Source organism: Flagellimonas halotolerans (assembly GCF_035818535.1).
Classification (GTDB): domain Bacteria; phylum Bacteroidota; class Bacteroidia; order Flavobacteriales; family Flavobacteriaceae; genus Flagellimonas; species Flagellimonas halotolerans.
This window is the reverse complement of record NZ_JAYKYV010000006.1, coordinates 76,136-88,540: the sequence shown is the minus strand read 5'-3', so window position 1 is coordinate 88,540 and position 12,405 is coordinate 76,136. Positions and strand designations below refer to the sequence as shown.

At 34.6% G+C, this 12,405-nt stretch carries 11 protein-coding genes; all 11 read left to right on the top strand.

Annotated elements, in window-relative coordinates:
- Positions 1-31 precede the first annotated feature (31 nt).
- The 11 genes from VM932_RS08880 to VM932_RS08830 all read left to right on the top strand — a co-directional run bounded on the left by VM932_RS08880 (position 32) and on the right by VM932_RS08830 (position 12,032).
- Positions 32-1,243, top strand: coding sequence for a HEPN domain-containing protein (locus tag VM932_RS08880; RefSeq protein WP_326278478.1), 1,212 nt, complete (start codon positions 32-34; stop codon positions 1,241-1,243).
- 10 nt (positions 1,244-1,253) lie between these two features.
- On the top strand, positions 1,254-1,604 hold the full coding sequence (locus VM932_RS08875) for a hypothetical protein (RefSeq protein WP_326278477.1): 351 nt from the start codon (positions 1,254-1,256) through the stop codon (positions 1,602-1,604).
- Entirely contained in the window at positions 1,588-1,956 is a 369-nt protein-coding gene (locus tag VM932_RS08870) for a hypothetical protein (protein WP_326278476.1), read from the top strand. Before VM932_RS08875 ends, VM932_RS08870 begins: the two co-directional genes overlap by 17 nt.
- A 754-nt stretch (positions 1,957-2,710) precedes the next feature.
- On the top strand, positions 2,711-3,931 hold the full coding sequence (locus tag VM932_RS08865; protein ID WP_326278475.1) for a hypothetical protein: 1,221 nt from the start codon (positions 2,711-2,713) through the stop codon (positions 3,929-3,931).
- A 93-nt stretch (positions 3,932-4,024) separates the two neighbouring features.
- A complete protein-coding gene (locus VM932_RS08860; protein WP_326278474.1) occupies positions 4,025-4,852 on the top strand; it encodes a tetratricopeptide repeat protein in 828 nt (275 codons plus the stop codon).
- A gap of 170 nt (positions 4,853-5,022) precedes the next feature.
- Entirely contained in the window at positions 5,023-5,829 is an 807-nt protein-coding gene (locus VM932_RS08855) for a hypothetical protein (protein ID WP_326278473.1), read from the top strand.
- Positions 5,830-5,982: 153 nt separating this feature from the next.
- On the top strand, positions 5,983-7,026 hold the full coding sequence (locus VM932_RS08850) for a YaaC family protein (RefSeq protein WP_326278472.1): 1,044 nt from the start codon (positions 5,983-5,985) through the stop codon (positions 7,024-7,026).
- A gap of 630 nt (positions 7,027-7,656) precedes the next feature.
- On the top strand, positions 7,657-8,157 hold the full coding sequence (locus VM932_RS08845; protein ID WP_326278471.1) for a hypothetical protein: 501 nt from the start codon (positions 7,657-7,659) through the stop codon (positions 8,155-8,157).
- 153 nt (positions 8,158-8,310) lie between these two features.
- Positions 8,311-8,994, top strand: coding sequence for a hypothetical protein (locus VM932_RS08840; RefSeq protein WP_326278469.1), 684 nt, complete (start codon positions 8,311-8,313; stop codon positions 8,992-8,994).
- Positions 8,991-11,309: a DEAD/DEAH box helicase gene (locus VM932_RS08835; RefSeq protein ID WP_326278468.1), complete on the top strand. Its 2,319-nt coding sequence runs from the start codon at positions 8,991-8,993 to the stop codon at positions 11,307-11,309. The genes VM932_RS08840 and VM932_RS08835 overlap by 4 nt, the downstream gene beginning before the upstream one ends.
- Positions 11,310-11,747: 438 nt before the next feature.
- Positions 11,748-12,032 (top strand): immunoglobulin domain-containing protein, encoded by a 285-nt coding sequence (locus VM932_RS08830; RefSeq protein ID WP_326278467.1) that lies wholly within the window; start codon positions 11,748-11,750, stop codon positions 12,030-12,032.
- The last annotated feature ends 373 nt before the right edge of the window (positions 12,033-12,405 follow it).

Here is a 12,405-nt window from a genome sequence, read left to right as displayed (position 1 = left end):
GCGATTCACGAACCCTTTAAACCACAATTCTATGACATATGACACAAACATACCGGAAAACTTTGAAAGAGCCGAAGAGCTGTCCGAATTGCTTGACAGCATCCTGAACATCATAACCATTGACAGTGCCTTTTTGTCCAAAAAACAGAAGGAGGGCAATACCGAATATTATTTCCTTACCCTTTTTGTGGATGTCAATAATGATCCTCTCCCTAATGAGATACGTACCCTAGTAACCAAAAAGGGAAAGAAGCATCTCGATTTCAGGATAAGGGTCTATACGGAAAGCCAATCCGAAGTAGGCCTTGAAAGGGGTTCGCTCTATTTCTTGGAACATTGCTGTCTGGGAGAGACTGTTTTTGCTCGTTTACAAGGAGGAAACATTATGGATTACCCCACAATGGCATACGAGACCCTTATCAAAAGGGCCATTCGATATCATAAATCCGAATCGGCAAAAGTAAATGCCTTTGCCAATACTGCCGACATCCTGATAAAGGAAGGGGATTATGCCATTGCCACCTTCAACATGCACCAGGCCTTTGAGCTTTCGTTCCGTTTCATTGAACAGATGTGCATAGGAAGGAGCATGGTAACACACAGTATCATTAGCCATATCAATTACTGCAAACATTTCTTTCCCACCCTCCAACCTTTTAAGGAATCTTCTAGTATGGAAAACAATGAACTCTTGCTCCTATTAGAACATGCATATAGTGTTGCCCGTTATGGCAATGAGTTTGAAATCACAAAAGTGCAGACCAAGACCATCCAGTCACAGATGAAGGATTTCATCCAAGAAGTCGAATCCATTTTCCATAGGCACCTTGATCAGTGTAAAGACCGGATAGAGGGAATCGGAAAGGATTTTGAGAAAGCATTCCCGAAAGTGACCGAGAACGAAGGGAAGAATAATGAGGAATCAGTGGTTGATCAACTGAAGGAACTGGAAAAAATGTATTTCCATGCCTTGAAGCCCTATATCCCTGAAAAGGGATTGTACAGCACGGAACTCATTACCGAGGGATACTGTGAAACCTCCTATATGATCTCCGACCTGATCAAGGTCTGTATCACAGCTTTGGAAAACGAAAATTTCTCGACACGTTCCGTTCCCCAACCCCACAGCAATATTAGTGGGGTTCTCGGATATATACTGGATTTGATACCCCATGATGAAATGGAGTTCTTGGACAAGGCTAGAAAATTGCTTTCGGAACAAAAGACAACCACAAGCCAATAAATCCATTCACATGAAATCAAAGAAGCAAAGGTTAAAGACCTTGGAAGAGATACAACAGCTCAGGAACAATCTTTCGGGACTCTTGGGAAACAATAGGTCCATAGACCCCAAGGGAAATTATGTGACTTTCGAGGTCAGGGACAACAACCATCTTTTGACACAGATCATCAGTCTTTTGGAGGTTTGCGTGTTTGCCCTTGATGGGGAGGGAATGATGTTGTTTCCTGCTAACCAAAATGCATCAAAAGAGGACAGTGTGATCCAAGTATTGGAACTGGTATTGAGCATCCTTCCGGATAGCCAATTGTACTTTATGGACAAGCTGGACGAAAAACTATCGGAACTTGAAAACAAAAAATGAATCCATGAACCCAAACGAGGAAAAGCTAATAAAGGATTTGAGACTTCACTCAAATGACCATTCCCCTACCTTGGCTCCCCATCCATGGTTCAAGGACAAGTACCAACCTACGTTCTTTTACCTTGACGGTCATGCCGATCTATTGTTGACCGTTCGTACATTGATATACCTTTCCATGAGGGCAATAAATCCCGATCTTGGTTCGGATGATATTATGGACAGGAACGAAGAGGAATTCATCCATCAAGCGATGACCATTGCAAACCGATTGATGCCGGTCGGGGAAGAAGCTTTGATGGACCATTTGAACCTGTTTTATCGGGAAGAAAAGAAGGCTAAAGAAGAGGAATGATCAAGGAATAGCAAAAGTATTTTTGCCCGAAATAAGCAGGAGTTTTTATGATTTTTACGCTAAAAATTTCTTGATTTTACTGGGCTGACCGCATTTTTACGCTAAAAATAGTATCAATCCCAAAATTTTGACGGTCAAAAGATTGGAGACAATTCGAAATCTACTCAAGCACCCAAAAATCATTTTTTCACCAAAAATTCATTGATTTTACTGGGCTGAGAGGATTTTTTCACCAAAAATGGGAGAATGGCCGATAAATTAAATTGCACAAAAAAAATAGGTCTATTATACACGCACACTAGACTCCAAACAACCATTTTTCCATTAAAAATTCATTGATTTTACTGGGCTGAGAGGATTTTTCCATCAAAAATGATGTAAATGCCAATAACCAATATTTTCAAAAAACACACTAAGAATGGGCTTTTCCGAAGGAAAATGAATCTATGGCATCGCGCCAGCGTGCTATCCTCTTGCTTTACATTTTTCTTTTGCGAAGCAAAACAAAAAAGAAAGCAATCCAACTTTGGAATTTAAATAAATCATCCATTCGATGAACTATTGAACCTTTTACGGAATTCCACATTTTCCAAGTTATTGAAAATTCTTACATTTAACTCCCTCCCCCAAAATATTTACTGTGAGCATGTAAAAACGATGCTTATTTTAAAATTTAACAATCTTGGCTTAGTCAACCAAATTGGTAGCATATGCCCATAAAGGTTGTATATATAATCAAGTTGGCAGCAATAAGATGAATCAAAGAGAAATTGCGAATACAATTAATGAACTGATTGATATTTCAGTAAAAAACGAACGTTTTGTGAATGACAGCAAACTACCTTCCAAGTCATTTGGAATAGGTGAAGGTAACGTGTCTTTCATTGGTTTTGATGAAGTTTCAAAGTATCAAACAGGGTTAGAACATCTTTACCAACAGAACCAAGAAGTTGAACAGACTATTTCACTAAAAAAATTTGAGTCCAGCTTAATTGATTTAATACGAACTCTTAGGGATTCGTCATCAAAATGTGAATACAAAGACTTCAAAAACCTTACTGCTAAATTATTAGAACCTGAAAACCAAGAGTCAGAAATACTCTATGAACTTTTCGGTTGTGAAATGCAAAGTGACAATCTCGAACTTGGAGATTTCACTCTATACAATTTCCCTAAAGCTGAAAATTTACTTATTAAGAAATACCCTCCTTTACAATATCGTGAAATCTATTTTAATCGTAGAAAATCGGACATTTTATTGGGCGTTAAGGTCAAAGCTAGAGAAAATAACAAATCCGTTGAATTAGCTGACGAACTTGTTGAAACCTTCGAAAATGTGATGAACTATATGATTGCCGATTTAAGTCATCAAAGAAGTGTAGGAATTTTCAATTTTAGAGGTTGGAAAATCACCCGTCGTGTTATTTGCAATAATTCATCCATGGGCTTTCATGGCAGCAATGATATTTCTCTTCCTGTTAAAATTGAAGACCCTTTTTTCCAAGACGACTCCCAAGGGAATGATAAAATTTGGCAGCTAATAACTAAAAGCAATAAATCCGAAATTGAAAAAAGACTTTTACAAGCAATTGAGTGGATTGGAAAAGGGGTCTATGACAAAGACAAATCTAAATCGTTAGTACAGTTAGTTTTTGCAATCGAAGGAATGCTTCAACATGACCACAAAACTCTTATAACTCCCTCAATTGTAAGTCAGTTAAGTGATTGGTTAGCTTTCATTATTCATGACGATGCAACTAAAAGAAGACAAATAGCAAAATATTTTAAGCAGACCTATAGAAAAAGATCAGCAATCGTTCACGGTGGCGATAAAGCAATAGACATAAAAGATGTACAAATTGCATTACAGATTTCAAAACTTATGGTTATAGCATTCTTAACAACGGATCCATTTAATAAAATGAAAACAGTTCAGAAACTCAATGAATACATAACTGAATTGAAATTTAAATAATTACTGCTGCCAATAACATGGTGTATAGTGCATACCCTGCGGGATACGCACCATAATAAACCGTTAGGGTGCATTTGAATAAAAATCGAGAATATGAATAAAATTACTAAACTGACTTTAATTCTGTTACTTACAATAATAGGTAGCTGTGGAATTCCGCGATCTGAAGTAGACAAATTGAACGCAGAAATTGAAATATTAAAAAAGGAGATTGATGAATGCAAAAACGGAGCTGACAAACTCTTTGGAAGAGCAAATCTATATTTTGACCAAAAAGATTTTGACAAGAGCAAAACGGAATTAAACACTCTAATTGAAAAGTACCCAACTTCAAAGGAGGCTGAAAAAGGAAAAGAACTTCTGACCAAAATAGATTTCGAAATTGAAAGAATAGTGGAAGAAAAAAAGAAAGAAGAATTAGCAAGGAAAAAAGCAGAAGAAAAGCGCCTTGCTAATGCTACTAAAAATATGAGGAAAAAATATGACGATATGAACGAAATAACTTGGTATCGTGACAAGACTTCACCTCAATACAATAACTATAATGGATTCTTTGGGTATTTCGGAAAGTCGAACACCGGAAGTCCATTTTTGAGATTAAGAATTCAATACGCAGCAGATGATTGGTTGTTTATAGAAAGATACGTGATAAAAGTTGATGGAGTTGCTTATGAAATTAAAGAGGAAAAATATGGCGAAATTGAAACCGACAATGGATATGGTGGAATTTGGGAATGGTTAGATAGATCTGTTGGCAAAAATGAACTTGAAATAATGAAAGCTATTGCAAATGGAAAAGATGTAAAAATTAGGTTTATTGGCAAACAATATCATAAAGACAAAACAATTAGCTCAACACAAAAAAAAGCCTTAAGAAATGTTTTAGATGCTTTTGAGGCAATGGGTGGGACTGTGTATTAAATACTATAAACGCAACCCAACAAGGGCCTAAGTAATTGCTTGTTCTAGCCTACTTCTGAAAATTTGCAAGGATTTTCAGTTCGGTGTTTACTTGTAAAGTTTTGTGCTAACCCACGTAACTGCTCATACGAGCCGAAACCGTTGTAAACCATTATGACCAAACAAATTAAATGATAAGAAGAGACGATTTTAGAAAGCTACAGGTAGAAATAAAGTCAGCCATTGATGAACTTTATGAAACTGCTAAAAAGAATGAGAAAAACCAAAATGATTACATTCTATTTTTGGCTCGTTCATCCTACGATACAGAAATTGACAAAACCAAATATAGTCCTTGGAGATTAGACCACGCATTTGAAGAATTTATTGACAGACATCGTGTGGACTTTTTACTTCAATACCTAAACAATCAATATAGTTTCCAAGCGGAAAATTCAGCAGATTCCAAATTTACCTTATCAATTGAATTAATGATTTACACACATCTTTGGGAATCAAAACATAACCTTGGAAATTTTAAAAAAATTGCAGATTTATGCGATTCAAAAGAATATGACTGGAATGTAAAAGTTCCAGGAGATTCTAAATACAGATTTGTAAAAAAAAATGTCCGAGATATTTTCGAAAAACATAATTTAAAAATCTACAACATATTTAAAGACTGTTATAAATCGCAGTTGAGAAATGCATTTGCTCATTCATTATATCATTTCAGCTTAAATGGACACAGCATCGTTCTCGAAAACTATGAAGAGGCAAAACATCCATTGAAAGAATTGACATTTGACGAATGGACTGTAATTTTTCTAAAGTCAGCACTGACACAAAATTTTTATCATAACAAATTTAGTTCTGAAATAGAAGCATTAGAAGCAGGAAAAGAATACAAAGTGATAATGGAATTTAATGGAGAAAAAGAAGTTGGATTTTTATCTTATGACCATGAAAGAAAAAGATTTAACGGACGGATGAAATAACTGTTTACAAGATGGCAAAAAGTAATTGCTTGTTTTCGCCTACTTCTGAAAATCCACGAGGATTTTCTGTTTGTTGTATGCTTGGCTAAGTTAAGTGATGGAACACACAACTACTTATATTTGAGACGTAGGCAATAAGAAAAAACAAAAACCGTGGGATTTAAACCGATTAAACATAAAAGTAAGATTGTAAAAGTCCATAAGGCTCTAGTTACCCCGGATTTCAATAACAAAACAGTACTGGTTCGCGACCATTGGGACTACGTTGAAATGTGGCTTCAAAAGGAGAAAAAGAAAGAGGCTTTGATGTATTGGAGGCAAGCCGAAAGCTTTTACAAAGCAAGTGTTGCAATACCAGAAACTGCTTCTCCATTAACTCTCTATTATTGTTTTTTGAATGCGACAAAGGCTCTACTAACAGTCAAGAATATTGCCTTTGTTGAAAACCATGGCGCAAGTGGAACAATTCAAGATGGTGACACAAACTTGAAAAATGAAGAAATTAAATTTCATGCAAATGGAATTCTTTCAAGTCTTTGTGGATACTTTGGTGAACCTTGCAATAATGATGTCTATTCACTAAAGGACCTATTATACAACTTACCATACATACATCGCTGCTTTAACCTAACATTTCCAACAGGTTACCCAGAAATATACATTCCAATTGTAAATCCTCATTTTGTGATTATGAACAATTCTCACAAGGCATGGTTTTATGCTGAACTTTCTGGTAATTACGCAAATCAACATACCTTGAATAAAATTAAGTCATCAGGATTTGAGAAAGATATTGGCATTGATAACCGTTTTGTCATTAGAAAAAAAAAGCGTTTTAATTGGTATAAATCGGGAGCAAACAAAACTCAAAATGTTGAGAATTTAACCAACTATCACAAGACCTTAAGAAAAGATATTCAATATATCCATGGAGTAGAGACATTGTGGTATGTAAAAAGAAAGGATAGTAATAAATGTATTCCTAGGCACCCTTTGACAATAATGCTTGCCTCGATGCATCGACTAAGTGAACTTGCGAGATATGAACCTACAGTCATATTCAGGCATTTTGAATTAAAGCAGAACTGGTTACTTTCTGAATTTATTAAAGGAGCTGGAATTGAATTCGTTGATAAGATTGCTTGTGAGATTACAAATCAAAACTTAATGACTCCGGCAGTTAGAACTGTAAAATAAAAGTCAATTGCTAACAAAGCATATACACAATAGTGCCCTATGAGATGCTACTGCACATAGCCAATTGGTTAGCTGTAAGTTAAAAATCCAATCCCGAATGACTGTAGCTACCCCGATCTTTAGGACAGGTTCTCTACAAAACCAATATAATTATCAAGCCGTTTTCTTAAACACACCGATGGGGCCTAATTCATCTAATCCATCCATTTTTTCGTGAAAATTTTATCGGTTTTATTGGGCTGGCGGTATTTTTCCGTGAAAAATTTCAAATATTACCCCACAAATCACTTCCAAAACCATATAATTACTTAAAAATGAACGTTTTGGAAAAACTGCATACCTGTAACATGGCTTTAGCCTGTTACCCTCTTGCTTTACATTTTTCTTTTGCAAAGCAAAACAAAAAAGAAAGCAACCATCGATGAAACTATTGAACCCTTTACAGAATTTCACACTTTCCAATTTATTTAAATTTCTTACATTTAACACAATCCCCTCAAATTTACAGAGAGCCTAGTTAAAACTATGTTTTATTTTAAATTGAAAAACTTGGGCATAGCCAAACATTTTGGTATTATATGCCCCATAAAGTTCAGCTTATAAACAAGTTGTAGTGCATTTAAGAGGAATATGAGAAATCCAATTAAAATATTACTTCTGACATTAATACTAGGGATTTCAAGTTGCTCAAGCTCATTTATTGTACGAACAAAAGAGAAAAAAATAACTTTGATATCACTTCCTGCAGATTCAATCAAAGTCGGACTTGATAATGGGAAGGCTATAATTAAATTCAATCGAAATGATTTGGTTGAACTTTTTGAATCGGATTTAAAAGAATTTACTGACCAAAGAATAAAATCATATGTGGATGACCTAAAATCTTTAAAATCAGATAAGATTTATATAAAAGACAAAACAATCGGAACATTACCACTTTCCGAATATGAGTTGAAATTCCATACTTTAATCTTAAAAGGAAAAGCGGAAATTCAAAATAAAAAAACAGAAGAGAATTTAAAGCGCATTAAATATAAATATACAAGAGATAAACTTGGTGGAGAAAATGCTTATTTCTATTCTGGTAACGGAGTTGGATTGTATGAGATTTTACTTGCTTTAGGTGAATAAAAATGCACTACAACAACATATAAAAACAATGCTCAAATCAGTCTCGAATCGAAAGTCCGTGCTCGCTTGCTTAGCTGATTGTCCTGCGGACAATCAAGCTCGCCACCTCGTACAGTTTTTATACGAGACGTTGGGGGCAATTAAAAGAAACACATGAGCGCATATAGAGTTATAGACCGAATTCAGATTGAACCTCATATCTTGTTTATAAGGATTGAACCAACTGATATTAAAATAACTCTTGGCGATGTTTTCAAATCATTGTCAGATATTGCTTGGATTAGTGGTTTTGATAAGCGATACATTCAAGATTATTTTCAAGTCAGAGCAGAAGAAACTATCAATTACATAGCGAACAATATAATTACGCAATCTGATGACAAAATCACAAGTGATACAGGGGAACTAGTCGTTTCTGAATTGTCTCGATTAACTGTTATAAATGAAATGAGTTACTTAGACATTCCACTAGCAGAGCTTATAAAGAGCCAAGCTGTAGGAAATGATGGATTTGACTTTTTCTCTAAGAACTTGAACAAAGTAATCTTATTTGGAGAAGCCAAATTTAATTCAAGACAAAACGCTTATGGCGCAGCATTCGAACAAATTGAAAGGTTTGAGAGAATAAAACAAGACGTATCCGACATCAAAGAAATAGCCGAATTCTGTTGTGAAGATTCACTTAACAATCATACCAGTGGAAAAAAAGGATTTATAGCCTCATTTGCTAGTAAATCTACATCAACAACCACTATTGTAAATGGTATTAAAAGAAACACTCATTACAATAATCTCAAGAAGTGTGAAGAACTGATCTGTGTTGCAGTCAACGTATGAAGAACGCAATAAAAAATATCATTAGTTCTGAGGATATTGGAGATGTGGTTTCTTTTGTGTTAGACAGAATTTATAAAAATGGACCAGTGTCAACAACCGACATGGAAATTCTTTCATATTTAAAACTGTACAAGCCAGACGAATTCAAAATTCATCAGGAAAGAGCTTTGAACTACATGGGAGTATTTTATAAAGATGTTGAACCTCAAACATTAAAGGAAGTAGTATTTCGACAATATAGAAGGCATATTATAGAGAAATTCCAACACACATACACACCAGTACAAGCTAGTATCATTAGTGAAATTGAATCCAACAAATGTTTTAGTTTTTCAGCACCTACAAGTACAGGGAAGTCATATGTTTTTATGAATCTCATTCAGGAAAGCGTAAATGATATTGTCATTGTAGTACCTTCTAGAGCACTTATTAATGAGTATTATCACAAGCTCAATAACCTTATTGATGACAAAGCTGTAAATATCTTAACCTTTATAGACAAGATCAATACAAAATATACACAACGTAATGTATTCATAGTAACTCCAGAGAGGTGCAGGGAGCTATTTAGATTTAAAGAACAATATCATGTTAGCACCTTTCTATTTGACGAGGCTCAACTGAGTAATGAAGACTCTAAGAGAGGGTTATATTTTGACAGTATAGTTAGAAGAGCTCAAAAGGCATTTACAGAAGCATCGTTTGTCTTTGCTCACCCTTTCGTCTCAAATCCTGAGTCTCAAATTAAGAAAAATCACTTTCAACCTGATTCGTCAAAATCAGTGCAATTCAAGCAAAAAAACGTCGGACAAATATATCTCTGCTCAGATGCTGATTGGAATTTTTATCATTTCGGTATTGAAAAGTCCATAATGGGTAACAATAGAGTAAAATGCTCTTTTGACCCTATTGTAGAAACAATAAGAAACCATGGCTCTGTACTTTTCTATGTGTCAAAAAGTAAAATTTACAACCGTGGATTTCTTAATCAATTTAAAAAATATATCAACCTGTGTACTGAAATTGAAGGTGAAAAAATTGACTCCTATATTGACCAATTAAAAGAGTACACAGGTGGTAACACAATCGCAAATAAAAACTATTATTCTCAATTACTAGCCCTTTTAAAAAGAGGGATAGTAATACATCATGGATCTCTGCCCCTTCAAACAAGATTGATCCTTGAGAAGTTTACTCAAGACGGATTGTGCAGAATTTGCTTCGCAACATCGACGTTAGAACAAGGAGTTAATATGCCATTTGACGTTGTGTATCTCGACAGATTAGAGAGTAGCAAAGCTCTATCCGTTAAAAATCTGATAGGACGTGCAGGTAGGTCGACTAGTTTGAATGAATTTGATTTTGGTTATGTCATTATAAACTCTCCTTCAAAAATGTCCGCTTTCCGAGGAATTATTGAGCAAGATGAAATATTGGATGAAGAATCTGCTCTTGAAAAGTCAGAGCAAAAAGATGAAGATTACAATGACTTCAAGGAGGCTATATTAAATGATACTTACTCAGATGAATTCAATTTAACTGAGAAAGACTTAGACAAACTAACTTCAGAGCGAACGGAAGATGTAATTAAAAGAATTCTTGATGCTGTTTTTGATAATAATCAAATCGTACCCCTCAATAAATTAAATCAAGACTTAAGGAATAGGTTACAACTTTACTCCTATTTTCGATTGTTGTACTCTATTTACTTAAATCGACCCCTTGGTGACGGAGAAGGTAATGTATTAGATACAGCGATTAAAATTATTCTTTGGAAAGTTCACGGAAAGACTTTTAAAAACATCTGTTGGTATCGTTACTCGCACGCAAGTAAGACAAATGAAAGGGCGAGACTAGAAAAGCTCGGAAGAGGTACAAATCAAATTACAGCAAACTTTATAACAGGCTACCATTCAATACCTGATAAAAATCATAATGTATATAGTCTTTTTCCACCCGGAACAAGAGCCGCTGATGTAGATTATGATCTCATCATGACGGACACATATGACTTTATTGACAAATTAATTAGTTTTAAATTAACAGATGTATTTTATGCATCATTTTTAAAATACTTTCAAAAGAAGGAAGATCTACGAGCCGAGAAACTAGCCAAATATATTAAATATGGAACAGATAATGAAAGGCATATTTGGATGCTCAGATACGGAATGTCATTTGAGGACATTGAAAAATTAGAAACACATATCCTTACCATAAATTCCGAAGAGATCGTGTTTAAAGATTCAATCTTGGAAGTACCCATAGAAGAAAGACAATCAATTGAGAGGTTTATCAGAATAAAAGAAAAATAAAAAACGGCGACCAACATGGTATAAGTGCAATGCGGGCTAGAGGGCTTAATTTGAGAAATGCTATTCTGGAAAACTGAAAATAAAATTGAACCTAAAAAGAACTTTTAATCAAAGATTAAAGAGTATTACATTGGACTTTCTGATAATCATATCCCAACTGAGTTACTCAATGAAATAATCTCAAAAGTTACAGGTCAAATTTATGGCGATTATAAACGGTTCTGGAAGCAGTACCCTAAATCAAGAAAAAAGATATTCGACTTTGAAAATAGATGATATTCAGCATCCTTTTGTACATCTTTTGATTACCGACTTTTGAAAGAAAGAGGTATTTCGAAATCGAGAGAATATTCAAAGATTCTGTTTAAAATGGATGAGGAAGAGTTTGACAAGCACTTAGACTATAAAAATTGGTACGAAACAAAATAAAAACTAAAAATGGCAACATCAAAAATATCCGAAAACCGAATACTTGAAATTTATACAGAAGCTAAAAGACGAATGAATTTATGGTTATCTCATTCAACATTTGATGAAATGACGGTTATGGGAAGTCAATTGAGATTTGATATGGCATTAGGATTATATGGTGGTTATCCTTTTGAAAAGCCAGAATGGATGAAAGATAAAGCATTCAATAATTTTATTACAGAATCTGAATTTAATACATCAGAATACCAAGAAATTATCAATCAACTTTTTGAAAAAGCCGGAAAAAACTAAGCACAACAAAGATGGCCCATGGGGAATTCCACTCATTGGCTACACTGCATCTTACAAACCAAACTGAATCAGATTTTACTTGTGAGGAATTAAAAAAGTAGATTGTACCCTATTCAAATTTATTTCACACTCATCTTCCCGAACACTTTAAAATTGGAACAGAATCCACGTGCAAAAGTTATTCTAAAGGTATTTGGAACAAGCCGTAAATTATTCTGAAAATTTTAGACTGAAATGTTAAAGTTTGAGTTCAAATAATATTATTTTCAATCCTTGTGCAAATTGCGTGCAAATGAAAAAGCCTCCAGAGTGTGAATTTCTCTGAATCCTTACTGTTTCTGCTCCCCCTCTTGAGCTAGAACCAAGGACCATA

What these genes read in the sequence shown, in the direction of transcription:
- VM932_RS08880 (WP_326278478.1), top strand. Translation starts at nt 32, where the DNA reads ATGACATATGACACAAACATACCGGAAAACTTTGAAAGAGCCGAAGAG.
- VM932_RS08875 (WP_326278477.1), top strand. Translation starts at nt 1,254, where the DNA reads ATGAAATCAAAGAAGCAAAGGTTAAAGACCTTGGAAGAGATACAACAG.
- VM932_RS08865 (WP_326278475.1), top strand. Translation starts at nt 2,711, where the DNA reads ATGAATCAAAGAGAAATTGCGAATACAATTAATGAACTGATTGATATT.
- VM932_RS08860 (WP_326278474.1), top strand. Translation starts at nt 4,025, where the DNA reads ATGAATAAAATTACTAAACTGACTTTAATTCTGTTACTTACAATAATA.
- VM932_RS08855 (WP_326278473.1), top strand. Translation starts at nt 5,023, where the DNA reads ATGATAAGAAGAGACGATTTTAGAAAGCTACAGGTAGAAATAAAGTCA.
- VM932_RS08845 (WP_326278471.1), top strand. Translation starts at nt 7,657, where the DNA reads ATGAGAAATCCAATTAAAATATTACTTCTGACATTAATACTAGGGATT.
- VM932_RS08840 (WP_326278469.1), top strand. Translation starts at nt 8,311, where the DNA reads ATGAGCGCATATAGAGTTATAGACCGAATTCAGATTGAACCTCATATC.
- VM932_RS08835 (WP_326278468.1), top strand. Translation starts at nt 8,991, where the DNA reads ATGAAGAACGCAATAAAAAATATCATTAGTTCTGAGGATATTGGAGAT.
- VM932_RS08830 (WP_326278467.1), top strand. Translation starts at nt 11,748, where the DNA reads ATGGCAACATCAAAAATATCCGAAAACCGAATACTTGAAATTTATACA.